The 25383-nt window shown below is 67.0% G+C and carries 23 protein-coding genes and 2 tRNA genes; 11 read left to right on the top strand and 14 right to left on the bottom strand.

Going from position 1 to position 25383, the window contains the following annotated elements; translation table 11 throughout:
• Positions 1-50: 50 nt before the first annotated feature.
• The 5 genes from BMX36_RS12280 to BMX36_RS12260 all read right to left on the bottom strand — a co-directional run bounded on the left by BMX36_RS12280 (position 51) and on the right by BMX36_RS12260 (position 5393).
• Positions 51-899 carry a TorF family putative porin gene (locus BMX36_RS12280; protein WP_093065870.1) on the bottom strand — a complete coding sequence of 283 codons (849 nt, stop codon included), beginning with the start codon at positions 897-899 and terminating at the stop codon, positions 51-53.
• 157 nt (positions 900-1056) lie between these two features.
• Positions 1057-2586, bottom strand: coding sequence for a SulP family inorganic anion transporter (locus BMX36_RS12275; RefSeq protein ID WP_066775773.1), 1530 nt, complete (start codon positions 2584-2586; stop codon positions 1057-1059).
• Complete coding sequence (locus tag BMX36_RS12270; protein WP_066775775.1) at positions 2586-3284, bottom strand: carbonic anhydrase; 699 nt, start codon at positions 3282-3284, stop codon at positions 2586-2588. Before BMX36_RS12270 ends, BMX36_RS12275 begins: the two co-directional genes overlap by 1 nt.
• Before the next feature lie 67 nt (positions 3285-3351).
• A complete protein-coding gene (locus BMX36_RS12265; protein ID WP_093065868.1) occupies positions 3352-4686 on the bottom strand; it encodes an ATP-binding protein in 1335 nt (444 codons plus the stop codon).
• Positions 4683-5393, bottom strand: a complete 711-nt coding sequence (locus tag BMX36_RS12260; protein ID WP_066775790.1) for a response regulator transcription factor — start codon at positions 5391-5393, stop codon at positions 4683-4685. Before BMX36_RS12260 ends, BMX36_RS12265 begins: the two co-directional genes overlap by 4 nt.
• A gap of 139 nt (positions 5394-5532) precedes the next feature.
• Here BMX36_RS12260 and BMX36_RS12255 point away from each other — a divergent pair.
• A tRNA-Gly gene (locus BMX36_RS12255) sits at positions 5533-5607 on the top strand.
• A 163-nt stretch (positions 5608-5770) separates the two neighbouring features.
• Here the strand turns inward: BMX36_RS12255 and BMX36_RS12250 are convergent.
• Positions 5771-6955, bottom strand: a complete 1185-nt coding sequence (locus BMX36_RS12250) for a TetR family transcriptional regulator (protein WP_177179127.1) — start codon at positions 6953-6955, stop codon at positions 5771-5773.
• Between the two features lie 200 nt (positions 6956-7155).
• Here BMX36_RS12250 and BMX36_RS12245 point away from each other — a divergent pair, with 200 nt between their 5' ends.
• From BMX36_RS12245 to BMX36_RS12230, 4 genes are all read left to right on the top strand, one after another.
• On the top strand, positions 7156-9807 hold the full coding sequence (locus BMX36_RS12245) for a TonB-dependent receptor (RefSeq protein WP_256210782.1): 2652 nt from the start codon (positions 7156-7158) through the stop codon (positions 9805-9807).
• Between the two features lie 24 nt (positions 9808-9831).
• The gene (locus BMX36_RS12240) at positions 9832-10707 is read left to right on the top strand and encodes a tyrosine-protein phosphatase (RefSeq protein WP_093065864.1); all 876 of its coding nucleotides are present in this window, start codon (positions 9832-9834) and stop codon (positions 10705-10707) included.
• A 136-nt stretch (positions 10708-10843) separates the two neighbouring features.
• On the top strand, positions 10844-11644 hold the full coding sequence (locus BMX36_RS12235; protein WP_093065862.1) for a DUF72 domain-containing protein: 801 nt from the start codon (positions 10844-10846) through the stop codon (positions 11642-11644).
• Positions 11645-11835: 191 nt separating this feature from the next.
• Positions 11836-12579, top strand: a complete 744-nt coding sequence (locus tag BMX36_RS12230) for a hypothetical protein (protein WP_093065860.1) — start codon at positions 11836-11838, stop codon at positions 12577-12579.
• Between the two features lie 187 nt (positions 12580-12766).
• Here BMX36_RS12230 and BMX36_RS12225 read toward each other — a convergent pair whose 3' ends face one another.
• The 6 genes from BMX36_RS12225 to BMX36_RS12200 all read right to left on the bottom strand — a co-directional run bounded on the left by BMX36_RS12225 (position 12767) and on the right by BMX36_RS12200 (position 18463).
• Positions 12767-13981: a UbiH/UbiF/VisC/COQ6 family ubiquinone biosynthesis hydroxylase gene (locus BMX36_RS12225; RefSeq protein WP_093065858.1), complete on the bottom strand. Its 1215-nt coding sequence runs from the start codon at positions 13979-13981 to the stop codon at positions 12767-12769.
• A 143-nt stretch (positions 13982-14124) separates the two neighbouring features.
• On the bottom strand, positions 14125-14883 hold the full coding sequence (gene pgeF, locus BMX36_RS12220; RefSeq protein ID WP_093065856.1) for a peptidoglycan editing factor PgeF: 759 nt from the start codon (positions 14881-14883) through the stop codon (positions 14125-14127).
• A complete protein-coding gene (locus BMX36_RS12215; protein ID WP_066775786.1) occupies positions 14880-15395 on the bottom strand; it encodes a GNAT family N-acetyltransferase in 516 nt (171 codons plus the stop codon). Before BMX36_RS12215 ends, pgeF begins: the two co-directional genes overlap by 4 nt.
• Entirely contained in the window at positions 15392-16444 is a 1053-nt protein-coding gene (locus tag BMX36_RS12210) for a class I SAM-dependent methyltransferase (RefSeq protein ID WP_093066365.1), read from the bottom strand. Before BMX36_RS12210 ends, BMX36_RS12215 begins: the two co-directional genes overlap by 4 nt.
• 121 nt (positions 16445-16565) lie before the next feature.
• Positions 16566-17591, bottom strand: a complete 1026-nt coding sequence (locus BMX36_RS12205; protein WP_093065854.1) for a glycosyltransferase family 4 protein — start codon at positions 17589-17591, stop codon at positions 16566-16568.
• A complete protein-coding gene (locus BMX36_RS12200) occupies positions 17588-18463 on the bottom strand; it encodes a UDP-2,3-diacylglucosamine diphosphatase (protein WP_093066363.1) in 876 nt (291 codons plus the stop codon). Before BMX36_RS12200 ends, BMX36_RS12205 begins: the two co-directional genes overlap by 4 nt.
• Before the next feature lie 255 nt (positions 18464-18718).
• Between BMX36_RS12200 and BMX36_RS12195 the strand changes: the two genes are divergently transcribed.
• Positions 18719-19363: a class I SAM-dependent methyltransferase gene (locus BMX36_RS12195; protein ID WP_197420557.1), complete on the top strand. Its 645-nt coding sequence runs from the start codon at positions 18719-18721 to the stop codon at positions 19361-19363.
• A gap of 11 nt (positions 19364-19374) precedes the next feature.
• Complete coding sequence (locus BMX36_RS12190) at positions 19375-19974, top strand: hypothetical protein (RefSeq protein ID WP_093065852.1); 600 nt, start codon at positions 19375-19377, stop codon at positions 19972-19974.
• An 18-nt stretch (positions 19975-19992) separates the two neighbouring features.
• Here the strand turns inward: BMX36_RS12190 and BMX36_RS12185 are convergent, their stop codons facing one another.
• Positions 19993-21651, bottom strand: a complete 1659-nt coding sequence (locus tag BMX36_RS12185; protein ID WP_093065850.1) for an aminotransferase class III-fold pyridoxal phosphate-dependent enzyme — start codon at positions 21649-21651, stop codon at positions 19993-19995.
• 32 nt (positions 21652-21683) lie between these two features.
• Between BMX36_RS12185 and asd the strand changes: the two genes are divergently transcribed.
• Positions 21684-22556, top strand: coding sequence for an archaetidylserine decarboxylase (asd, locus tag BMX36_RS12180; RefSeq protein ID WP_231731776.1), 873 nt, complete (start codon positions 21684-21686; stop codon positions 22554-22556).
• An 82-nt stretch (positions 22557-22638) separates the two neighbouring features.
• The gene (locus tag BMX36_RS12175; RefSeq protein ID WP_256210780.1) at positions 22639-23193 is read left to right on the top strand and encodes a tyrosine-type recombinase/integrase; all 555 of its coding nucleotides are present in this window, start codon (positions 22639-22641) and stop codon (positions 23191-23193) included.
• Between the two features lie 151 nt (positions 23194-23344).
• Here the strand turns inward: BMX36_RS12175 and BMX36_RS12170 are convergent.
• Positions 23345-23431: transfer RNA gene (locus tag BMX36_RS12170), tRNA-Leu, on the bottom strand.
• 100 nt (positions 23432-23531) lie between these two features.
• Between BMX36_RS12170 and BMX36_RS12165 the strand changes: the two genes are divergently transcribed.
• A complete protein-coding gene (locus BMX36_RS12165; protein WP_093065848.1) occupies positions 23532-24458 on the top strand; it encodes a complex I NDUFA9 subunit family protein in 927 nt (308 codons plus the stop codon).
• Between the two features lie 58 nt (positions 24459-24516).
• The gene (locus tag BMX36_RS12160) at positions 24517-25317 is read left to right on the top strand and encodes an undecaprenyl-diphosphate phosphatase (protein ID WP_066782271.1); all 801 of its coding nucleotides are present in this window, start codon (positions 24517-24519) and stop codon (positions 25315-25317) included.
• Positions 25318-25383 lie beyond the last annotated feature (66 nt).

The raw sequence follows: 25383 nt of genomic DNA, 5'->3' as shown, positions 1-25383 counted from the left end.
GGCCCGTCCTGTCCATCAACACAATGGCTGCGCCGGCGCGCAGGCCGGGATCAGAATGCAGCGGTCAACGAGAAGAGGACCGTGCTGTCCGCGATCGAACCCGTGCCATCCTGGCCCTTGCTGAAGCTTGGCTGGATATAGGCCGTATCCCGGCTGCTGAGATTGGTGTCGACATAGGCGACACCCAGCGTCAGCGGCGTGTTGGGGATGGCGAGGTCTGCGCCGATCAGCCAGTCGATATATTCGCCGGTGGGCGACACGCTGGTCGCAAACGGCCCCAGTCCCTCATTGCCGTTGGAGAAGCCGATATGGCCCTTCAGCGTGATCGGCGTGTTCGGCACGGCAGCTGCGCCGTCGACCCAAACGTAGATATTGTCGTTCTTGTCGCCCGGATCGTCATAGATGCCTTCCGCCGCCGATGCGCCGTTCAGATACCAGGCACCGAGCGCCTCCTGCTTTGGCGCATAGGCGAGACCCACCGTCAGCGCAGCCGGGCCGAGCGTGCTGGAAACCTTGACGTAAGGCTCGATGAAGTCGGTGTTGTCGAAACCGCCCGGATACATGTACCAGGTGGCGCCAACGTCGACGGACACATCGTTGAACGTGGCCTTGTAGCCAGCGATCAGATCGAGCTCCATGTTGGCACCGCCGAACGTGCCCCAGCCGGCCAGGTTCGACCCCCAGGTGCCGATATACACGCCGCTTTCATGCGCGATGGTGAGGCCGCCCTGCACGGCAAGGTTCTCGTCAGTTTGGGAGACGCCGCGGAAGCGATAGTCGGATACCAGTCCGACACTGCCGCTCACCGTTACGGCCTTGGGTGGCTCTTCATCCTGTGCGGCGGCGGGAAGCGCCAGCATCGCCAGGGCGAGGGCGGGAAAATATTTCAGTAACGTCATGGAACCTCCTGTTGGCAGAGGCTCCTCCTGCTTCCGATCCGCCCGCGCTCCTCCTCCCCTATGGAGCGGTCGCGGGCTGGCCGAACACTCTGACGCTACCGCAGCAAATCGAATGTAATGTTGCTGGATTGCGTCAAAGTGTTTCGAGCATCATGGTTTATGCGGCGAGTGTGGCAATCCGGCCACGTTGACCACGCAGTTCGACCGGATTGCCGGCTGCCTTGCGACGCTGGAACCAGTCACGCAGCAGTTCCGCAGTAGTGTGATCCACCGCGTCAAGCTTCGACACGTCGAGCCGAACGGGCGCGCCCGCGGGAACGCGGTCCAGCGTCGCGGAAAGCTTCGGGAGTGTCACGAACGTCGCGGCGCCATCAAGCTCGATTGCATGAGCATCGCCGTCACGCTGCTCGCGCACCTTCAGCCTCAAGCGGCGCAGGTTGGGGATGAGTTCCAGGACAGTCAGCGCAATGCCGGTGAGAACGCCCGTCAGCAGATCGGTTGCGACAACCATGATCAGCGTCACGGCCCAGATGGCAACCGGCAGCAGCCCGTAATCCTTGAACAGATGCTTGGCATGCTTGAGGCTGACCAGGCGCCAACCCGTCACCACCAGCACGGCGCCAAGCGACGCCATGGGAATGGCGCGCAGCAGCCAGGGAAGGAGCGCGACGAAGCCGAGGATCCAGATACCGTGCAGGATTGCCGAGGCGCGCGTAACGGCACCGGCCTGGACGTTGGCCGAGCTGCGAACGATCACGCCGGTCATCGGCAAGGAGCCGGCGAACCCGCACAACAGATTGCCCACGCCCTGTGCGCGCAGTTCCTTGTTGTAATCGGTGCGCACGCCATCGTGCATCTTGTCCACCGCTGCGGCAGACAGCAGCGTCTCCGCCGAGGCGATGAAAGCGATGGCCACCGCGGCAGTCAGAACGGCGGGATCCATGAAGCGCGACACAAAGCCGCTTTCCGGCGGGGCGATGGCGGCAACGATCGACTCAGGCACGACCACCTTGGCCACGTCGAAACCAAAGATCAGCGTCAGCACCGTCGCCGCGAGCACACCAACCAGCGCGCCCGGTAGCAGCCGGAGCGATTGCGGGCGGAACTTCTCCCAGCCGACCATGGCGATGATGGTGACGAGCGCGAGCATGAACGCCAGCTCGGTCGCACGGATGTCCGACGACAGCCCAAGCAGGCGGCCCGGCATGGCGGCGAGGTTTTCCGGCCCCGACGACAATGGCCGCGCATCGAACAACACGTGGAACTGGCCGACGACGATCAGCACGCCGATGCCAGCAAGCATTCCGTGGACCACGGCCGGGCTGATCGCCCGAAACCATCCGCCCAGACGAAAAATGCCGGCGGCGACCTGGATCGCGCCGGCAAGGATGAGGATCGGGCCAAGGGCGGAGAGCCCCTGATCGCGAACCAGTTCGAACACGATGACCGCGAGTCCGGCCGCCGGGCCGGAGACCTGCAGCGGCGAGCCGGCGAGGGCGCCGACCACGATGCCGCCGATGATACCCGTGATCAGTCCCTTTTCGGGCGCAACGCCTGATGCGACCGCGATGCCCATGCACAGCGGCATCGCGACCAGGAACACCACGATTGAGGCGGTGAGATCCCGCCCCAGGAACTTGATCGAGGGTATGGAGACGCCGGGGCGCTCTGCCGCTGCCTGGGTCATTATTCCGCTGCCTCTTGCGTGATGAAGTCCGCCGCCAGCCGCTTCGCAGCAGGCAGCGCGACCGGAAGCGGGCGATCCTCGCGGACGGACTCGAAGCGGCCGGTCTCGCCATTCAGGGCGAGCATCTGACCTGCGTGAATGTCCACGAACCAGCCATGAAGCGCGATTTCACCGCGCGCGATGCCAGCAGCGACCGACGGGTGCGTGCGCAAGTGGGCCAGCTGCGCCACGACGTTCTCGAGGCTGACCGCGCGAACGCGCGCACCGTCATCCATATCGGCGTAGCTCGAATCGACAACCTGCCGTGCCGCCGAACCGTGCCGCAGCCAGGCAACGACGTTGGGCATGGATTCGAGTTTGGCGGGATCGCCGGCGAGGCCCTTCATGGCGCCACAATCGGAATGACCGCACACGATGATGTCGCGAATGCCGAGCGCCAACACGGCATATTCGACGGTCGAGGTGACGCCGCCGTTCTGCGTGGCATAGGGAGGCACGATGTTGCCGGCGTTGCGGCACACAAAGAGGTCGCCGGGCTGAGCCTGCATGATCTGTTCGGGGACCACGCGCGAATCAGCACAGCTGATCATCAGCGCCTTGGGCTCCTGACCATGGTTCGCGAGCTTCGAATAGAGCGCGCGGCTGTCCTCATAGACCTTCTTTTCGAAGTCAAAGACACGGCCGATCAGTTCGTTCACGGAAGCTGCTCCTGAAATTGGAACAGCCTACATAATTGCTGCGCCTTTCTGGCCCGCAGCGATCACGTTACGTTTTGTGTCCGGCCGCCAGTTGGGTGATCGGCAAAACAATCGTGGCGACCAGCCCGCCCTCCGGGCGATTGGCAAGTGTGAGGGTTCCCCCTTCCGCCTTGATCGCCTGAACCGCGATCGGAAGACCAAGTCCAAAGCCGATCGTGTCGCGCCCGCGCGCCGGGTCAAGGCGGACGAACGGTTCCAGAACGTGTGCCAGTTGCTCGTCGGGGATGCCGGGGCCCGTATCAAGGACTCGGATGGTGACGACGCCGTCGCCGGGCGCGAGTTCGACCACCGCTGACGCCCCGTATTTCAACGCATTGTCGACCAGGTTGGTCAGGGCGCGCTTCATCGCCAGTCGACGCAGGCGGAGCTCGAGATGGTCGGGACCGACGTAGCGCGCCTCATGGCCGCGATCGGTGGCGTCATCGACCAGTGTGGCGCACAGCACCGCGAGGTCCAGGGCTGAGCTTTTCTCGGGATCATTGTCCCCGCTGAGAAAGGCCAGAAGCGAGGCGATCATCGCCTCCATTTCCGAGATGTCCTGCCCGATCGCTTCGCGTGTGTCAGCGCTCGCGATCGTCTCGGTTCGAAGGCGGAGTCGCGCGAGCGGCGTGCGCAGGTCATGCCCGACCGCCGCGAGCGATTGCGTGCGCGCCTCGATCAGTGCGCCGATCCGTGCCTGCATCCGGTTGAAGGCGCCGACCAGACGGCGAACTTCGCGCGGGCCGCCTTCGGGCACCGCGCCGACCTCGTCATGGCCAACGCGGTCCGCGGCCTCGGCCAGCCGGCGCAAGGGGTGGAGCGCACGACGCAGCATCAGCCCGCCCAGCACCATCAGCGCGACTGCCGGCACCAGCCCCAGCAGGATCCGCTCAAAGGCGAAATCCAGCCGCGCCACCGCGTCCAGCGTGCGAAAGTGCAGCCAAGTGTCGTCCCGCAGGCGCAGCGCGCCGCGCACCTTGGAACTTCGCCCCGGCGAGATGAGCCGTAGCCGCAAGTCGCCCGTGCGCAGCGTCGGCTCCCAATCGACGATCTGCCGACGCATGGGATCAAGCGCCGGCTCAACCGCGGGCGGCACCCCGGCTGCCCCGTCCCACTGCACCTCATAGCGATCGGTGGTCAGCTCATGCGCGAGCGCCGGGCGCTCAGCGGGTGGCCGATCTTCCAGCAGGCGCCGGCTGATGACCAGATGTTCCGCCAGGCGCCGTGCCTCGTCATCGCGGACCGAGAATTCGCTTGCCCGCTCGTAGAGCATGGTCGAGACGCCAAACTCGATCAGCATGGTGAGGAGAAGAATGGCCACGACCTGCCCGAGCAGGCCGACGCTGGGAAGCCAGCGCCTCAACTGCGCTCCACCGGCACGTTGAGCATATAGCCGACGCCGCGCACGGTGACGATCGGCGCCTGTTCGCCGGCGCTCGACAGCTTGCGGCGCAGGCGGCTGACCAGCACGTCGATCGACCGATCGGAACTGTCGCCCAGCCGGGTGCGCGAAAGCTCGATCAGGCGTTCGCGGGCAATGACGCGCTGTGCGTGATCGGCAAGGGCGACGAGAAGATCGAATTCCGCGCCGGTCAGATCCACCGAGGCGCCAGTGGGCGAGGTGAGCTCGCGCCGCGGCAGGTTGACCGTCCATCCTTCGAAGCGCAGCAGCCCCTGATCGCCCTCGCCAGAGCGGCGGTCCAGCGCGGGCCGGCGAAGCACTGCCCGGACCCGCGCGACCAGTTCACGCACGCCAAATGGCTTGGCAATGTAGTCGTCCGCGCCCAGTTCCAGGCCGACGACCCGGTCAGTCTCGCTCGATCGCGCCGAGATAAAGATGATCGGAACATCGCTTTTTTGCCGAAGCGACCGGCACAGATCGATGCCGCTGGTGCCCGGCAGCATGATATCGAGCAGCACCAGATCGACCGGTCCGGCATCCAGCGCCAGCCACATTTCCGGCGCGGCAGAGGCCGGCCGCACGTTGAACCCGTTTTCCTGGAGCGCGCGCGCTGTGAGCGTGCGCAGCGCGGGATCGTCCTCGACGAGCAAGATGGTAGGGGCTGTCATGCCGCAGCGCAGGTAGGCGGGGAGGGCCTCTCCGGTCAATCTTTCTGGAAGAATGTGCATTTGGGGGTTGCAGGGGTTGAATCGCGCTGCTAGTGGCCGCGCCTCACCCAGCCCGGAGGCTTCCGGGACTGACGCCAGAGCGGGCGTAGCTCAGGGGTAGAGCACAACCTTGCCAAGGTTGGGGTCGAGGGTTCGAATCCCTTCGCCCGCTCCAGTTTCTTCAGCGATAGCAGCATATTAGGAACTGCCGCCTCGGCGGATCGGTGCGATGTGTCTTGCAAGCTTCGTGGCGGCGCGCTGCAAAAGCGGCCGACCTGTTACCCGCATCCTTCTTCGACCTTGGCCGGGCCTGCATGTGATCTGCTGGCGCCGCGTCCCTATGGCGTGCTGAGCGGGGCGAGCATGCGCTCGAACACCGATTCGTCGATCTGCTGCCCGCACAGTGTGGCGCGGCTGCGGCCGGCCATGATGCTGGAGAATAGCGCGGTATCGGCCACGGACAGCGAGCGGTCGGGATGCACCCAGGCCTTCAGGTATCGACCGGATGTTCGCCCGCGAAGGTAGCGCAACTGCGCGGCGAAGGGAGCAAAGGTCGGATCGCGCGCGACAACGAGCATCAATTCGAATGACGCTTTCAGCGCGACCTCGTCGGGCAGCGCCATGGTGCCGGACAGCGACATGGCCGGCCGTTCCCCTTCGAGCGGCGTCACGGTGCGTCGGTACGTGCTCTCGAATGCGGCGCGCAAGAGTTCCGCACTGCTCCGGAAGCGACTGGATACCATGCCCAGCGTCACCTCCGCCGCTTTCGCCACGGCCCGGTGAGTGAGGCCGGGAAGCCCGAACTGAGCCACCGTTGCCGCTGCCGCTGTCGCGATATGCTGGGTCATTTGGTCCCATGCCGGCTCAGGCGGCTGGCCGGCAACCGCGGCGGTCCGTGCCATGGTCCGCAAGGGCGCGGCAGCGCCGGAACGACCGAGCGACCATTCCGTCCAGGTCCGGCAGGTTTCCTCGAGCACTGCGCGATCAAGTGGACGCCGCCAACGCAGCAGATGCAGGCTGGATTCACCGTCAAACAGAGCCATCACCGCGCCGATCAGCTCGCCAAAGCCGAAATGGGCGCACAATGGCGTCCAGAAATCCCCCCAAAGGGCGGCCCATTCCTCGGCCGGCCCTCGTTCAGTCGGGTTGCGCATCGCCTGTGCCTGCGCCTCGCGCCAGGCGAAGGCTAGCGACCGCTGCTGTTCACACCAGTCATCGATCAGCGTTGCGAGCAGCGGCGCGAAGAAAGACGGATCTCCGGGGAGTGTATCCAGCGCCGCGAGCTGGCGCATTGCCCATTCGCGCGCCTGTATGCACGCGGCGTGCGAGGCGCGCCGGACCAGCTGATCCATGCCGCCGAAGTGATGATAAATCGATGAGGTTGGAATGTCCGCGTGCAACGCCGCCGCGCGCGCGGACACACCCGCCGCCCCCTCGCATTCCCATAAGGCAATGACGCTTGCTTCCAGCCGATTAACGGTTGTGACGCCGACGTCGCCGGGCTCGGCTGATTGCTGTTTCATCCGCTCCATCTAGCTTTCTGAAATCGTTCGGTCACCCGCACACAAGCCCTGATACATCTGTTCTACAAGGTGTGTTCTGGATTAGGCGAGTAATAGCAGTCTGGTAGAATACGACCTGTCACGACCACGTAACCAGCCAGACCCTTGCGAGTCATACAACCGTTCTAATGGCGCCCCGAGGGACAAGGGAAGGGGCGTTAATGACTATCGGAAAGGGCCATCAGCTAACCGCGGTGTCCATGCTTGCACTGCTGACGGCGACGCCGGCTTTCGGACAGGCGCTCGCCAGCAACGCGGCGGCGGTGCCGGTCGCCCCCGTCGACGCACCAGGCGACAATGCTGCCGACGGCGACATCGTTGTGATGGGGTCGATCCTCCAGGCGCAGCGCTCTTCGATCGAGCAGAAGCGAAATGCAGACAATCTGATCGATGTCGCCGCGGCGGACGCGGTGGGGCGTTTCCCTGACCAGAACAGCGCCGCTGCGCTGGCCCGCCTGCCCGCGGTCGCGGTTCAGCGCGATCAGGGGCAGGAACGCTATATTCAGGTGCGCGGCGCGCCGAACCGCTGGACCTCCGTCAGCATTGATGGCGTGCCTGTGGTGGGGGTGGATGAAGGCGGCACAACGCGCGCCTATCGCTTCGATGCCATTCCGGCGGTGCTGCTGAGCGGCCTTGCCATCAACAAGTCGCTCACGTCGGACATTCAGGCCGAAGCGATCGTCGCAAGCATCGACCTGCGCACCTATTCGCCCATGTCGGAGAAGGGGCTCAACGTTCAGGGCGACCTTGGATACGGCTTCATGGAGCTGGGCGGGGGCGAGCAGCGCCAGGGCTCGCTGCGCGCCAGCTGGTCCAATGACGTGGTCGGCGTGGTGATTGGCGGGTCGCACTACCGCCGCAAGCAGGTAACCGACAATCGCGAGGTCGGCCTGTACGACGCCAGCGGCCCGACCGAGTTCGACATCCGCAGCTATCGCCTGATGCGCGAGAATAACGGCCTGTTCGCCGGGGTGGAATTTGCCCCCGCCGATGGCCAGCGGCTGTGGGCGAAGGCGATCTACACCAGCTTCAACGACGACGAGCAGCGCAACCAATATGAGTTCCGGCTGGATCGCGCCGTTGGTGGGACCCGCGGCGTGCAGAGTGGCGACCTGCTGCGCGTGCCGGTGCGTGGCACCTTCAACGACGGCAAATATCGCACGCGCAACTACATCAACACGATCGGCGGCGAGCTGGAGGATGGGAATGGCCTCCGTGCCGCGGTCACGCTGAACTATACGCGCACGGAAAACACGACCGATCTGCCACTGATCCAGGCGAGCACGCCAGGGAGCGCCTCGCCCTCGCTGACCTATAACTTCAGCGATCCGCGCTTCCCGATCGTCCAGCTGTACAGCACGGTGGCGGGCGCGACGCCTGGCAGCTTCGCACGCGGCCCGGCGCTTGACGGCTTTGACCAGCGCACCTTGACGGGCACGTACGTGATCCCGGGCCGGCAGGACTCCTTTACGGACAGCTATACCGCGAAGCTCGACCTGTCGAAGGAGTTCGATCAACTGACGCTCTCGGGTGGTGGCCTTTACGCCGATCGCACGATCGATGGCTTCACCTTCGCAACCAGTTCCGTCGTGAACCTTGCGGCATTTCCCGCAGGCTCGGGACTGGCATTCAACGTCAATGATTATGTGACGGACGATCGCTGGGACACCAACTTCCCGCTGGGCATTTCCTTCAAAAATATAGACAATCCGGCGCTGGGACGTGATGTCAGCGCGATCCTCAACCGGCTGCAGGCGCTCGGCATCTATAATCCGGCGAACGACGTGCCTGTCAGCAACCGTTATGCGCTGAACGAGCGCCTCGCGGCCGGCTATGCCATGGCCAAGCTGCGGTTCGACGCAGGGCAGGTGATCGCTGGCGTGCGCGTCGAACACCTCGACCTCGACAATCGCGGCACGGCGCTGTTGCGCGGGAATGTCGCTGCGCCGCTTTCGGCCGGGCAGAGCTATACCGACGTCTTCCCGAGCCTGAACGCGCGCTTTGATCTATCGCGCGACTTCGTGTTCCGTATCGCCGGCCAGCGTGGCATCGCGCGGCCCTCCTTTGGCGAGATCCGCGTCGGTTCCTCGATCGATGATACCGCCTCGCCAGGCAGCATTGGCGGCGGCAACCCGAACCTGCGGCCGGAATATACCTGGGGCGTGGACGCCAGCCTGGAATATTACCTGCCCGGCAGCGGGATCCTGTCGGTTGCCGGCTTTCATCGCTGGGTAGACAACGTGCTGTACGCCAACACCCAGGTGGTCGGGAACGATGCGTTCGATAGCGGCGGGGTGGATCGCTCAGCCTATCTCCTGACCTCGACGTTCAACGGCGAGAGTGGGCGTCTCTACGGCGTGGAGCTCAACTACCAGCAGCAGTTCACCTTCTTGCCCGCGCCATTCGACGGCTTCGGCTTTCAGGGCAATCTCACGCTGCTGGACGGCCAGTTCGACACTGCGGAACGCCAGGACATCCGCTTTCCCGGCACGTCAAACCGGATCGCCAATGCGTCACTCTATTTCGAGAAATATGGCCTGTCGGCACGCGTCAGCTATCAGCATCGCACGCGCTGGCTAGATACGCTTGGCGGGCTTGGCATCGGCGCGGGCAGCGGGGACGAATATCGCGCCGGCTATGACAATCTCGACGTCGCGATCCGTTATGCGATCACCGACAACATTGGCGTCTATGCCGACCTGAACAACCTCACCAACGCCATTTACTGGGCGTATCAAGGCGATGAGAGCCGACCCACCGAAGTGGAGCAGATCGGCCGCCGCTTCCTGTTCGGCATTCGCTTCAACTTCTGACCCCTTCCCGAGAAAGGAACCGTGATGTTCAACCTTGCTACCCGGCGTCTGCCGCTGGCGCTGATCGCCGCAGCGCTGCCCCTTTCCCTGACCCACGCCCAGGTGGCGCAGCCGCGCGCAGCGCAAGCGGCCCCGGTCGCGCAGCAACGCGTTCTTCCGCTGGAGGGCGGGCAGAACTTCCGCGACCTTGGCGGCTATCGCGCGTCTGACGGCCGAACGGTGAAATGGGGCCTCCTCTACCGCTCGGGTGCGATGAACAACCTGACGTTGAAGGATTATGAGACGCTGCGTGCGCGCGGCATCCGCAGCGTCTGCGACTTCCGCGATACGCGGGAGCGGGCTGCGGCACCGGTGCAATGGCCAGCGGGCGTCAAGCCGGCGGTATTCGCGGACGACTACGAAATGGACAGCAATTTTCGGGCGCTGATGAAGCCGGGCCTCACCGGCGAACAGGCGGCCGCGCTGATGGCGGAAGGCTATCGCGACATTCCGCTCCGTTTCGCCGGTCAGTACAAGCGCATGTTCGCGCAGCTTGCCGCGGGGAACGCGCCGCTGGCGTTCAACTGCTCGGCTGGCAAGGATCGCACCGGCGTCGCCGCGGCGCTGCTGCTCACCGCGCTGGGCGTGCCCTATGCGACCGTGATGGAGGATTATCTTCTCTCCAATCAATATTTTAAGCCCGACCGGATGAAGGCGGATCCGCAAGCCGCCGAGTTCGCGAAGCGCGTGTCACCAGACGCGTTGAAGGCGATGATGGGGGTCGACCGGCGCTATTTGGATGCGGCGTTCGATGCGCTGCGCAGTCGTCCGGGTGGTCTCGAGGGCTATTACCGCAACGAGCTGGGCGTTGACGACGCTATGAGGAAAGCGCTGCGCGCGCGCTATCTCGAGCGGGCCTGATGACCATGAGCGTGACCGGCGGCCGAACGCCCGTCACGCTCCCTCACGCCAGGTGCAGCCGCGCCTGGTCTGCCCAACGCCCCCATGCGTGATGGCCGCCTTCGCCACCCGGGCGGCGCCCTGCTAAGCCGTGGTCATGACACAGGCACCGATTCGCGTCGGCATCGGCGGTTGGACCTTCGAGCCTTGGCGCGGGACCTTCTATCCCGCCAAATGGCCGATCAAGCGCGAGCTGGAATATGCCAGCCGCCATGTCACCGCGATCGAGGTGAACGGCACCTATTACAGCGGGTTCAAGCCGGCGACCTTTGCCGGATGGGCGCAGACCGCGCCGGACGGCTTCGTCTTCACGCTGAAGGCCTCGCGCTTCTGCACCAACCGCAAGGTGCTGGCCGAAGCCGGTGAATCCGTCGCCCGCTTCGTGGGGCAGGGGATCGTCGAGCTTGGCGAGAAGCTGGGCCCGATCCTGTGGCAGTTCATGGCCACGAAGAAGTTCGAACCCGATGATTTCGCGGCATTTCTCGCGCTGCTGCCCAAGGCGCACGAGGGCGTTGCGCTGCGCCATGCGGTGCAGGTGCGACACGAAAGCTTCCAGGTGCCGGCGTTCATTTCCATGTGCCGGGCGGCGGGCGTTGCCATCGTGTTCGGCGATTCGGCCGACTATCCCGCCATTGCCGATGTGACCGGCGACTTCGTCTATGCTCGGCTGGAAAATGCGGTGGAGGAGGAGGCGGCGGGTTACTCCCCGAAGGCGCTGGATCGCTGGGCAACGGCGGCGCGGCAATGGGCATCCGGGGCACTGCCAGACGACCTTCCCTATGTCAGCAGCGAGGTGCCGGAGCGGACGCCGCGCGAGACATTCGTCTTCTTCATCAACGGGTTCAAACCGAAAGCGCCGCAGGGTGCGATGGCCTTGATCGAGCGGCTGACGGCCTGATTCGGCCTGTTTCGGCCGTCTTCGGCCTGTTTCGGCCGTTTTTGGCCTGTTTTGGCCGATGTCGGCCAGATGATGTCGCGGCACCTTTATCGCAGCCCCGTCGCACGGTCGCAGCGGCGTCGCGGCGCGGATGAGGCGCGGCGCGTGCCCGTCTAGTCGGGCGGCATCAACACGATGCAACGGAGTTTCGCATGGCGACCGCTTTCGCCGCCGCTGCCGCTCGCCCGCGCGATACCGCGGAGCGGCGCTTCTATCGCTATATGGCGTGGCTGATGGTCGCGCTGGTCTTCGCCGGCTTTGCGCCGAGCTGGTTCCTGCGCGGCATGGTGCCCTCGCCGCGACCGCTGGCGCCGCTGGACGGGGCGGTGGTGGTGCATGGGCTGCTGTGCACATTGTGGCTTCTGATCTTCTGGACGCAGACGCAGCTCGTTTCGGCCGGGCGCCGGGACCTGCACATGCGGCTGGGCGTCGCGGGGCTGATCGTGGCGGTGCTGATGATTCCATTCATGTACCTGACGATGATCCATCTGCCGCAGCGGATGACCCAGCCCCCCGGCGTGAGCCCCTATGGCTGGATGGCGCTGCCGATGGGGGCGCTGCTGTCCTATACGCCGCTCGCCGCGCTGGGCTTTATCCGTCGGCGTGACGGTCAGGCGCACAAGCGGCTGATGCTGGCAGCGACGCTGGTCTTCATGGGGCCGGCAATGGGGCGGATCCCGCTGGGACCGCCATCACCGGCCATGTTCACGGCAAGCCAGGTGATCGGGCTGCTGCCGTTCGGCCTGCTGTTCTGGTGGGACCGTATGTCGCTCGGCCGATTGCACTGGGCGAGCATCACCGGCGCGGCGCTGACCAGCGCGGGCGCGGCCTTTGGCGTCGGGCTGATGGATGCGCCCGGCTGGATCAGCGTGGCACAGCGGCTGCCGGGGGTTTGACGCGACGGCCGCAGAGCCCGAGCCGGGGGGATGAAGCCAGATCTGCGTGACCCCCCGGTGAACGCTGGGGAAGGTGGAAAACGGATCGTGACTGCCGCTGCGCACGCCAGCTTCGCCCCCCAACTGGGCCCCGGCCTTCGCCGGGGAGACGACACAAGTGGGTGAAAGCCATTTCGAGCGGAAGCTTCTAGACGGTCATGCCCTGCAGCAGGCGCGGCAGGGCGCCGCTTTCGCCGCGTGCCTCGGCCATGAAGCGGTCCTTCAGCGGGGGAATGGCGTTCACCGCCGAAATCCCGAAGCGGCGCACGGCGCTGGCGGTGCGGCCCGGGATGCCGAACAGGCGGGTCAAGGTGTCGGTGGCGCCGGCGACCAGCAAGGTATCGAGGCTGCGCCAGCGGCGGTAGCGATCGAGCAATTGCGCGTCGCCCGCGTCAAGCCCCAGGCGGCGCCCCTCGACCAGCACCTCCACCAGCGTGGCCACGTCGCGGAAGCCAAGGTTCAGCCCCTGGCCCGCGATCGGGTGGATACCATGCGCGGCATCGCCGACCAGCGCGAGCCGCTCCGCCGTGATCGCGGCGGCATGGTGGAAGCCGAGCGGATAACTCGCGCGCGGGCTCGCCTTGTACAAGGTGCCGAGAAAACCGCCCATGCGCTTCTCCGCCTCCGCCAGAAAGGCGCGGTCGGACAGTTTCAGCATCCCGGGGCCATCCGCCTGCTTCACCGACCAGACGATCGCGCAGCGATGCCCGTCCTCGTCGTCCACCAGCGGGAGCAGGGCGAAAGGGCCGGACGGATAGAAGATCTCAAAGGCGATATTCTCATGCGAGCGTTCGTGGTGGAACGCGCCGATGATCGCGGCATGATCATAGCGCCAGTGCGCCGTCGTGATCCCGGCGGCGGCACGGGTCGGCGAGTTGCGCCCCTCGGCGGCGACGAGCAGCGAAGCGGTGACCTCCGTGCCGTCGCTCAGCGTGGCGCGAACACCGGTCGCCGACCGCTCCACTTCGGTGGTGCGCGTCAGCGGGCGGAAATCGACCCCGCTTTCGCCGAGCGACTGGGCGAGCGCCCGGCGGAGCGCCCGATTTTCGTACATGGTGCCGAGCGCGCTATCGTCCGCGTCCGGAATGAAATCGAGCGCGCCCGGCTCCAGCCCGTCGCTGACCCGGATCTGCCGGATCGCGCAGCCCTGCCCGGCCAGGCGGTCGGCAACGCCGATCGCCTCGAGCATACGGTGGCTGGCGCTGGCGATGGCGGAGGCGCGCCCGTCAAACCCGGCCGACAAGGTAACGGAGGGATCGGCCGGGTCGACGACGATGGTCGAGAGGCCATGGCGGTCCAGCGCGATCGCCAGCGTTGCGCCGACCAGCCCGCCGCCAAGGATGAGTACGTCCGCGTGCTGCATGTGCCTGGCCCTTGTCTCCGTTCACGGCGCCTGTCCCGCTGGCTCACCGGCGCCTGCGTGGGACAAGGCGCCGGCCGTCACCGGATCAAAGGCTTGTGTTGCCCGCGCTCTAGCGCGTGGGGGCGGAAGGCGAAAGCAGCCGATCAACCCAGGGCAATGATCGCGATCTGGCGGCCGTAATCGGGCTCGCCGCGATGGGTGGCACGGCGATAGCTGAAGAAACGGTCCTCGTCGGCATAGGTATCCAGCCCGAGCGCCTCGATCCGGCGCACGCCGGCGGTCGCGAGGCGATGGGTGACATAAGCCTCCAGATCGAATTGCGCATGGCCGGCGCGCGCGTCGACGAAAAAGCGCTCGTTGGCGGGATCCTCCCCTTCGAAGCGGCGACGGAAATCCTCGTCCACCTCATAGCTTGCCCGGGCGATGCAGGGCCCGATGGCGGCGGCGATGCGGTGTCGCCGGGCGCCGAGCCGCTCCATGGCGGCGAGCGTGGAATCGGTGACGCCGCCGATCGCGCCCTTCCACCCCGCATGTGCCGCGCCGATTACGCCGGCCTCCGCATCGGCCAGCAGGACCGGGGCGCAATCGGCCGTGAGGATGCCGAGCGCCATGCCCGGCCGATCGGTGACGAGCGCGTCGGCGCGGGGCCGCTCCTCCGGTGGTGCGGCGACGGTGACGCAATCGGCGGAATGGATCTGGAAACAGGTGACGAGCGGCGCGCCGGGGAGCACCGCCTCGGCCGCGCGCCGGCGGTTCTCCGCCACCGCCGCGGGATCGTCCGCCGACCCCAGGCCGACGTTCAGGCCGCCGTGCAGCCCTTGCGACACGCCGCCGCGCCGGCCGAGGAAGCCGTGCGGCACGCCGCCGAGCGCGCGGGCCCGGATGACATCCACGCCGGTCACAGATCCAGCCGCATGATCAGGTCACGGTCGATCTGGTCGCCCGTCTTGAAGGCATAATCGCCGATATGGACGAAGCCGTGCTTGGCATAAAAGGCCCGTGCCCGGTGGTTCTCCTCCCACACGGTCAGCAGGATCGCCTGGCGGTTGCGCCGGCGCGCCAGGCCGCATGCCCAATCAAGCAGGTGCGCGGCGACGCCGCTGCCATGCGCCGCCGGATCGACATAAAGCTGGTGCAGATGGAGCGTGCCCTCGGTCGGCACCTCGCCGTTGAAGAAGGTTGGCCCGACCTTGCAATAGCCGACCACCACGCCCCGTTCCAAGGCGAGCTGGAAGTCATAAGCGGGATCGGCAAGGTGGCGGCGCAGCAAGCCGTCCGCCCCATAAGCATGGGCGACATAGGCATCGATATCGCCCGGCGGGGCGGAATGACCGAAGGTCGCGAGCCAGACGCGGCGCGCCATGGCATCCAGCGCTTCCCCGTCCGTGTTCACGGCATTGCGATAATCGATCATGCGAATCCTGCAGGCTCCGGCCAGTCACGATGGCGCATCGCCAGAACCTTGAACAGCGTTCCCATGGCCTCAACCAGGCGATCGCGATCCGGCGCGACACGCGGGCCGAGCGCGGCCGCGCGGGCATCGATCCCCAGCCGGGTGAGAAAGGCGCCCTGTGGCACCGGACCGGAGACGGCGGCGCCGCTGGCCGTGCCGACCATGCCGAGCGTGGCGAAGTCGACATGCGCCGTCAGGTCGCGCTCGCCCGGCTCCTCAAACGGATTGGCAAAGGCATGGCCGCGCACCGCCTGCAGCGTTTCGCCGAGCGCCGGGCCTTCATAGCCATAGTCGATGGCGAGCAGCGCGCCGCCCTGCGCCACGATGCGGGCGGCGAGAACGCGCATGATGCCGACGCTGGCCGGCGAGGTTTCGATGATCGCGCCGGGCGCGGCCTCCCGCAGCGCGTCCGGGATCACGCTGTCCGGCACCGCGGCGCCCGGGATCGGCAGAAACAGCAGATCCTGGCAGGCGACGATCCGCTCGTGCCAGCCGGTGCGCCCGCGGACCAGCTGGCGGATCGGCAGCGCATCGAAGAATTCGTTGGCGATGACGATGAGCGGTCGGTCGGCCGGCAGATCCTCGACATCGTCGTGCCAGGTGGCGGCGGGCACGCGCTCCGCCTGCCGCGTGCGCAGCACCGGGCTGGTCTCGACGAAATGGACCGGCGGGGCGAAGCCGGCGCGGGCGGCCGCGCGCATCGCATCGGCGGTGAGCGTCCCGCGCCCCGGGCCGAGCTCCACCCAGCGAACCTCTGGCCGGCCGGCGCGATCCCACAGATCCGCCGCCCACAGGCCGATCAGCTCACCGAACATCTGGCTGATTTCCGGCGCGGTGGTGAAATCGCCGTCCGCGCCGAGCGGATCGCGCGTGGCGTAATAATGCGCGTTGGCGGCAGCCATGAACTGGCTGACGGGGATCGGCCCACCCAGCGTGATGGCACGGGCGAGCCGCTCGGGCAGATTGCCCTCCGGCGGGGTGGCGGGATCGTGATCGGGGATGTCGGTCATCGCTCGGCCCGACATGCCGATGTGCCACGGATCCCGCAAGCGACGGCGCTGCCCAACGGGAAGGAGCAGCGCGGCGGGTGCCATAGCGGGGGGGGGGGCGGGCGTGTGCCCGCCGATCACCTCAGGCGGCGAGCAACGACCGGCACGGCTCCAGCCCGGCGAGGAACTGCGCGGTGCAGGCGTCCCAGCAATAGGCCCGGCCGGCAGCGGCGGCGGCGCGCCGGTCGAGTTGAAGCGCGCGGGCGACGGCGCGGCCGAGATCCTCGTCCAGCGCCCCCGCCTCAGGGTGTTCGCCCAGCACGTCGAGCGGGCCGGCGACCGGATAGGCGGCGACCGGCGTGCCGCAGGCCAGCGCCTCGATCATGACCAGGCCGAACGTGTCGGTGCGGCTGGGAAAGACCAGGACATCCGCGTCGCGATAGGCTGCGGCGAGCCGCTCGCCCTGAAGCGCGCCGAGAAACAGCGTGTCGGGAAAGCGGGCGCGGAGCATCGGCAGCGCGGGGCCATCGCCGACCACAACCTTGGTGCCGGCGGTGCCCGCCGACAGGAACGCCTCGATATTCTTTTCCGGCGCGACCCGCCCGACATGCAGCAGGATCGGCCGCGGCAGCGCGGCAAGCTCGGGCAGCGGCGGGCCACCGGGGCGGAACAGCGCCAGATCGGCGCCGCGCGACCAGCGATGGGTCTGCGGCAGGCCGCGCCCACGCAGCTCGCCCTCCAGCGTCTGCGTGGCGGCGAACACGCGCGCCGCCGGCTGGTGAAAGCGGCGCAGACTGGCCCAGAACAGCGACGGCGACAGCCCGGTGCGCATCGCCATGTAATCGGGAAAGCGGGTGTGGAAGGAGGTGGTGAAGGCATGGCCGTGCTGCAGGCACCAGCGCCGGGCCGCCCAACCCAGCGGGCCCTCGGTGGCGATGTGCACCGCTTGCGGCGCGAAGGCATCCAGCCGCCGCCGCACGCCCCGGCCGGGCATCACCGCCAGCCTGATCTCGGCATAGGTCGGGCAGGCGACGGTGGGAAAGGTATCGGGCGTGACCGTTTCCACCTCATGGCCCATCGCGCGCAGTCGGGCGACGGTGGTCGACAGGGTGCGCACCACGCCGTTGACCTGCGGCATCCACGCGTCGCTGACGAGCGCGATCCTCACGCCTCGACCACCGTCAGCTTCGGCTTGGCGCGCGCGGCGACCGCATCCGCGCGGTGCCGCTCCGCCCAGTCGATGATCTCCATCCGGCCGCAGGCGTGCTCGACCAGCGCGGTGCAGCTCTCCACCCAGTCGCCGTCGTTATAGTAAGTGACGCCGTCGAACTCGCGGATCTCGGCCGAGTGGATGTGACCGCATACCACGCCGTCGACGTTCCGGTCGGCCGCGGCATGCGCGACCACTTCCTCGAAGCGCGAGATGAACTGCACGGCGTTCTTCACGCGCTTCTTCATGTGCGCGGCGAGCGACCAATATGGCAGGCCGAGCCGGCGACGCGCCCAGTTCACCGTGCCGTTGCTCTTGAGCAGCATGGTGTAGGCCCAGTCGCCGAGGAAGGCGAGCCACTTGTGGTAAAGCACGACGTTGTCGAACTGGTCACCGTGGATCACCAGCAGGCGCCGGCCGTCGGCGGTGACATGCACGTCCTCCCCGACCAGCTCGATGCCGCCGAATTCCAGCCCGACATAGTCGCGGAAATGCTCGTCATGATTGCCGGGCACGTAGATGACGCGCGTGCCGTGCTTGGCCATCTTCAGGATGGCGCGCACAACGTCGTTGTGCGCCTGTGGCCAATACCACCCTTTGCGCAGCTGCCAGCCGTCGACGATGTCGCCGACCAGGTACAGCGTCGCGCATTCGTGATGCTTGAGGAAGTCGAGCAGCAACTCGGCATTGGAGCCCGGCGTGCCGAGGTGAAGATCCGAGATGAAGATGGTGCGATAGCGCGTACGCTTCGGCGATGGGCCGGCATCGTCGCCGTCAATGGCGGTCAGCCAGGGCGGGAGCGTTCGCGGGAGATCGCGCGGGTCCCCCATACCGCTGATGCGCGCGCTTGTTTTCGAAAACAGGTCGGCCATGTCGCGTCCCCGAATGGCGGGCCGGACGGTCGGCCCTTCCTGCTTCGGCCGTTTAGAACATGATAGGGACAGTTCGGTGAGCGTGCGGTGACGATTGCATTGCGAGATTATGGCGGACCCTGTCGCAAAACCTTCGCTCAACTGAAATGCTGGGCTGTCACAGAGCCAGAGAGGATGTGATCCCAAGGGGATCGCGCGTACGGGAGCCTCTTCTTGGCCACACAGATGAGCACCGCCGGCGTCGCCAAAGCCTATGATCGCTGGGCGCCGATATACGATCTGGTTTTCGGTCCCGTGTTCCGCCAGGGCCGCGCCGATGCGATCCGCGCCGCGGAGCGGGTCGGAGGGCGCATTCTGGAAGTGGGCGTGGGAACGGGCATCTCGCTGCCCGGCTATGACCGGCGCAGCCGCATCGTCGGCGTCGACATATCGGAAGACATGCTGGACAAGGCGCGCATCCGGGTCGACCGGTTGGGCCTCGACAATGTCGAGGACATCCGTGTCGACGATGCCGAGCGGCTGTCGTTCGGCGACAATGCGTTCGACGCGGTGGTCGCGCAATATGTCGTGTCCGCCTGCCCCAATCCGGCAAAAGCGCTCGACGAATTCGCGCGCGTATGCCGCCCTGGCGGCGAGATCATCATCACCACGCGCGTGAGCGCCAATGCGGGTTTCCGCGGCGGCGTGGAGAAGGCGCTGATGCCGATCACCAGCCGGCTGGGTTTCCGGACGGAATTTCCCTTTTCGCTTTACACCAACTGGGCGGCGAGCCGGTCCGACGTGTGTCTGGTCGAGAACCGGCCGTTGCCGCCGCTCGGCCATTTCTCGCTCGTCCGTTTCGCCAAGCTCGCCGCCTGAGGACCTCGACCATGACCAGCTTCCGCGCCCAGCTCGCCGAGCAACGTTGGGATGACCATCGCTATTATCACCACAGCCTGGTCAACCAGAGCCTGCACTTCGTCAGCGCCTGCACCTTTATCACCGCATATGTGCTGCTGTTCATCGACCCGGCGGTGGCGAGCCTGCTCGCCTGGGGCGTGGCGATGACGAGCCGCCAGGCCGGCCATTTCTTCTTCGAGCCCAAGGGCTATGATCACGAGAACCAGGCGACGCACGCGCACAAGGAAGAGATCAAGCTCGGTTACAACCTGTTCCGCAAATGGGTGCTGATGAGCCTGTGGGCGGCGGTGCCGGTCACGCTGGTGCTTCAGCCGACATTGTGGGGCCTGCTCGATCCGTCCGACGGGTGGATGACGACGCTGCGCCGCGTTGGCTCGGCATGGCTGTTCCTGGGCGTCGGCGCGATCGTGTTCCGCTCGCTGCAGCTCTTCATCCAACGCGACGTGGAAACCGGGCTCGTCTGGGCGACCAAGATCGTCACTGACCCGTTCAACGACTTCAAGCTCTACAGAAGCGCGCCGGGACGGCTGCTGCGCGGCGAACGTACGGATCGCCGCCACGCCGCCTGAGCCCCGGGGGCGGGACGGTCAGCGCCGGCCGAGCCGCGCCCTGACCGTCTCACGCAAGACCCCGCGGCGCAGCGACTTGTCGGTCACCCCAGCGCCGACCCACCACCAGCCGTCCGCCTCCATGGCGCGGGCGGCGGCGACGAAGCGGTCGACGATCTCCGCGAACAGCGCGTCAGCGATGTCGAGACTGAAGATGAGCCGCCCCGTGCCGACCCAGCTCAGCGCCAGCCCCTCCATGCGGAGGTAATATTGCAGCATCCAGTTATAGCGCGAGGGGCGGGTATAAAGGATCGTCCAGATCGACTGCATGCCCGCCGCCTGAACGGGCAGGCCGGCGGCCGCGAGCCGATCGTTGAGGAGCGCGAGCCGCGCCTGCCAGCGCGCATCCTGGCCGTCATACAGCGCCCGCACCTCCGGCCGCTCCAGCCGGCGCAGGAAGGCATCCATCGTGCCCATCACATAGGGATGCGCATTGAACGTGCCGCGCGCGAAGCAGATGTCGACGGGACGATCGTCCCGCCAGCGCTGCATGAGATCGGCGCGGCCGCAGATCACGCCCACGGGAAGGCCGCCGCCCAGCGTCTTGCCGTAGGTGACGAGATCGGGGCGAACCCCGAAATATTCCGACGCCCCGCCGGGTGCGAGGCGGAAGCCGACGAATACCTCGTCGAAGATGAGCACGGTGCCCGCCGCGCGGCAGGTGGCGGCGAGGCGCGTGAGCCAGTCCGCATAGGCATCGCGATCGAAGCTCGCGCGGCGGCCGGCGCTGTCCACCAGCTGCGAATCGCCCGGCGCCGCGCCGTTCGGGTGCATCGCCTGGAGCGGATTGACCAGCACGCAGGCGATGTCCCGCCGGCGGCGGAGCACGTCCAGCGTCCGCTCCGACATTTCCGCCAGCGTCAGCGTGCCGTCTGCCGGGACCGGGTTGCCGATCCCCGGCTGCACGTCGCCCCACCAGCCGTGATAAGCGCCGGCGAACCGCACGATGCGCCGGCGCCCGGTGTGATAGCGCGCGAGGCGAACCGCCTGCATCACCGCTTCCGTGCCGGACATGTGGAACGACACTTCGTCCATTCCCGTCAGCGCGCGCAGGCGGCGGACATTGTCGGCGACGAGCGGATGATAATGGCCGAGCACCGGGCCCAGCGCCTCGACGGCGGCCGCACCCTCGCGGATCATGTCCTTATAGGCGTCATAACCGAGCAGGTTGACGCCATAGGAGCCGCTCAGGTCTATCAGGCGATTGCCGTCGAGATCATGGAGCAATGGCCCTTCCGAGCGCGCCAGGAACGCGCCCGTGGGCAGCGCCTGGCGGACGTGCTCGCTGAACTGGAACGGCACACGGTAGCGCCCGGTGAACTTGAGGTCGGACAGGCCCTCGCGCGTTTCCTTCGTCAGCGCGATGGTGCGGGCGAAGCGCGCGTTCCACGCCGTTGCAAGCCGATCAAACGCGGCGCGGCGCCGCTCGGCCACATCGGCCGGCGCGTCGTCGGCGCGATAGAAGCGATCAGCGGCATAACCGTAAAACGGGATCTGGCCGGCGATGCGCTTGGCCAGGCGGACATGGCCGGCGAGACCGGGATGCTTGGCGCGCGACAGGCGGAGCCGCTCGCGGCCCTTGGTAGCAGCGGCAAGGCCGGCACCGGCCGCGGCAATCGACAGGAGAAACGAAGCCATGCCCCCTGTGAGCTTATTGCGGTGACACGGCCGTGACAGGAACATCCGGCCCGCGCGGCCTGATGCGCGTCCTGATGCAGGAAGACGTGAACTTCCTGCTCACCAACCGGCTGCCGCGGCGGCTGGCGACGCGCGTCGTCGGGCGAATCGCGCGCGTGCGGCACCCGGTGGTGCGCGCGCCGGCGATCGCTTTGTGGCGATGGTTCGGGCAGGTGGATCTGTCGGATGCGGCAACGACGCGCTTTGCCACCCTGCGCGACGGCTTCACCCGCGCGCTTCGCCCCGGCGCGCGGCTGTTCGACCCCGACCCCGATGTCATCGCCAGCCCCTGCGACGCGATCGTCGGCGCGCATGGCCGCGTGGTGGCAGGTCGGGTGCATCAGGTGAAGGGCTTCCCCTATCGGCTTGCCGATCTGGTGCCCGATCCGGTGCTGGCCGAACGGTATCGCGACGGCAGTTTCGTGACGCTGAGGCTGACGGCGGGCATGTATCACCGCTTCCACGCGCCGCACGATCTGGTGGTGGAGGGAGTCACCTACCTATCGGGTGACTGCTGGAACGTGAATCCGATCGCCTTGAAGCGCGTCGAGCGGCTGTTCTGTCGCAACGAGCGCGCGGTGATCGAAGCGCGATTGGCAAACGGCACGCCGCTGCTGCTGGTGCCGGTGGCGGCGATCCTGGTCGCGAGCATCCGCCTCACCTTTCTCGACACGGTACGGACGGTGCGCGATCTCGGCCCGGCGCGCGTCCGCTGCGCGGCGCCGCTGGCGAAGGGCGAGGAGATGGGCTGGTTCGAGCACGGATCGACGATCATCGTCTTTCTGCCCGCTGGCGTGCCGCTGGCGCCGGGGCTGTCGGAAGGTCAGGCGATCCGCGCAGGCGAGGCGCTGGCGCGGCTCGGGTGAGGCGGGGCGTTGCTGAGTGCGCATCCGCGACCGAGGGCGGCGCGCTGCTGCGCGTAACGGGAGTGATTTTCGGAAGGGCGCGGTGAGCCGCATCAACCCGCCGCGACGCTGTCGCGGCTACCCATCAACGATCGGCGCGCTCAAGCTCTCCCCGCACCTGTTCCAGCGCCCTGGCGAGATCCGCGCCATGCGCTGGCGCGAGCTCGACCTGGGCCGCGCTAAGTGGGTGATCCCAGCGGAACGGACGAAGATGCGCCGGTCGCACGAGGTGCCGCTGTCACGACAGGCAATCGCGATCATCGAGTCGATGCGGCCGATCTCGGGCATCGCCGACTACGTGTTCCCGGCGTTCCACTCGCGGACGAGGCCGATCTCTGAGAACACGGTGAACCAGGCGCTGCGGCGGTTGGGCTACCAGGGCGTGATGACCGCGCACGGCTTCCGCTCGACCGCCAGCTCGCTGCTGAACGAGAGCGAGCGGTGGTCGCCCGACGTCATCGAGAGCGCGCTCGCGCACCAGGATCAGAACGCGGTTCGGGCGACCTACAACCGTGCGAGCTACTGGAAGACTCGCGTCGAGATGATGCAGTGGTGGAGCGACCATCTGGACACGCTCCGCGCCGCGGCGGGCGCGTGATCTAGGGGCCCCAAAGCGGGCCCCCAAACGAGCCCCAACAGGCCCCCGATTTGCCCCAAATGCCTGCGGACCGCGCCGAACGGTCTGCGGGCATTTCTCTTTGCAAATCAGTAATATGCAGCACTGCTGCGGCCACCTGCGCGCAGGTAAATGGTGCCCAGAAGAGGACTCGAACCTCCACGCCCTTGCGAGCGCCAGCACCTGAAGCTGGTGCGTCTACCAATTCCGCCATCTGGGCACGGGGTAGGCCGGCGCCTCTAGGGTGTCGGTGCCGGCCTTGTCAACAGGCACTTTGCACGGCTAGGGGCGGGGCGAAATTTTCCCCGGCGGAGCGTTACATGAGAGACAGGCTGTTCACGCTGATCGGGGGTGGCGGTTTTCTGGGCCGTTATGTCGCACAGGCGCTGCTCGCCACGGGCGCGCGCGTTCGCATTGCGCAGCGCGATCCCCGCGAGGCCTGGTATCTGAAGCCGCTGGGCGGGCTGGGGCAGACCCAGTTCGTCGCGGCCGACATCGCCCGGCCCGAGACGATCGAGCGGGCGATCGCGGGCGCCGATGGCGTGGTGAACCTGGTCGGCAGCTTCACCGGCGATCTGGACCGCATCCATGTGGCGGGCCCGCGGGCGCTGGCCGAAGCGGCGCGTCGCGCCGGCGTGGGCGCGCTGGTCCATGTCTCCGCGATCGGGGCAGATGCCAATGCCGAGGCGCAATATGCGCGGACCAAGGGCGCGGGCGAGGCGGCGGTGCGCGAGGCGTTCCCCGCCGCCACCATCCTGCGCCCCTCCACCGTGTTCGGCCGCGAGGACAAGTTCATCAACATGTTCGCAGGGCTGATCGCCCGGCTGCCGGTGGTGCCGGTGCTGAAGCCGAACACCCGTTTCCAGCCGGTTTTCGCCGGCGACGTCGGCGATGCGGTGGCGGCGGCGCTGCGTGACCCGGCCCGCTTTGGCGGGCGGACGTTCGAGCTGGGCGGGCCGGACGTGCTGACCATGATGGAGCTGCAGCAGTGGATCGCGCGCCAGATCGGCCGCGCGCCGTCGCTGGTGGCGCTGCCCGATGCACTGGGCGGGCTGCTCGCCGCGCTGCCGGGCGCGCCGATCTCGCGCGATCAGTGGAGGCTGTTGCAGAAGGATACGGTGGTGGCGCCGGGCGCGGACGGGCTGGAGGCGCTGGGCATCACGCCGACGCCGCTCGCCGCGATCGCGCCGGGCTGGCTGGTGCGATACCAGCGCGCCGGCCGCTTCGCACGGCCGACCGCCGCCTGATCCCCGCATCACCGTTCCGCGCATCGGCCCGCGGCGGCGGGCAACCTGAAAGGCTGTCATGTCCGACCTGCTGACCGCGATCATCCTCGGCATCGTCGAGGGGGTCACCGAATTCCTGCCGGTGTCCTCCACCGGCCACCTCGTGCTGGCGACCGAGCTGCTGGGCTATGATCCGCAGCGCTGGGCGGTGTTCAACATCGCCATCCAGCCGGGCGCGATCCTGGCCATCGTAGTGCTGTACTGGCGCACGTTCATGGCGGTGCTGACCGGGCTGTTCCGCGGTGAGCCGAACTCGGTTGCCTTCGTGCGGAACCTGCTGATCGCGTTCGTTCCCGCAGTGGCGCTGGGCCTCGCGTTCAACGACCAGATCGAGGCATTGCTGGAGAATGCGGTGGTGGTCGCCTGGGCGCTGATCATCGGTGGCGTGGCGATCCTGGTTGTGGAGAGGCTGGCGAAAACCAGCGTGGTTGGCGGCATTTCCGGGGTATCCACGGCGCAGTCGGCGAAGATCGGCCTGGTGCAGTGTATCGCGATGATACCCGGCGTCAGCCGTTCCGGCGCGACGATCATGGGCGCGATGGCTTTCGGCATCGACCGGCGCACCGCCGCCGAATTTTCCTTCTTCCTCGCACTGCCGACGCTGACCGGCGCGACAGTGCTTCAACTCGTCAAGCATCGCGACGCGATCACCGCCAACGACCTGCAGCTGATCGGGGTTGGCGCGTTCGTCTCGTTCATTGTCGCGCTCGCCGTGGTGAAGGCGTTCATGGCGGTGGTGACCAAACATGGCTTCGCACCCTTCGCCTGGTATCGCATTATTGCCGGGGCGGCGGCGTTGATGATGCTTTCCGCACGATAGGTCCGGGGTGTTACCTTCTTTATTGGTGTTTGTAGCGGTCAAGTGACGAAAAGGCGGGGTGAAGCT

This window comes from Sphingomonas sp. OV641 (assembly GCF_900109205.1).
In the GTDB taxonomy this organism is placed as follows: Bacteria; Pseudomonadota; Alphaproteobacteria; order Sphingomonadales; family Sphingomonadaceae; genus Sphingomonas.
The sequence above is the reverse complement of the archived record's forward strand: the minus strand, read 5'-3'. Positions and strand labels throughout refer to the sequence as shown.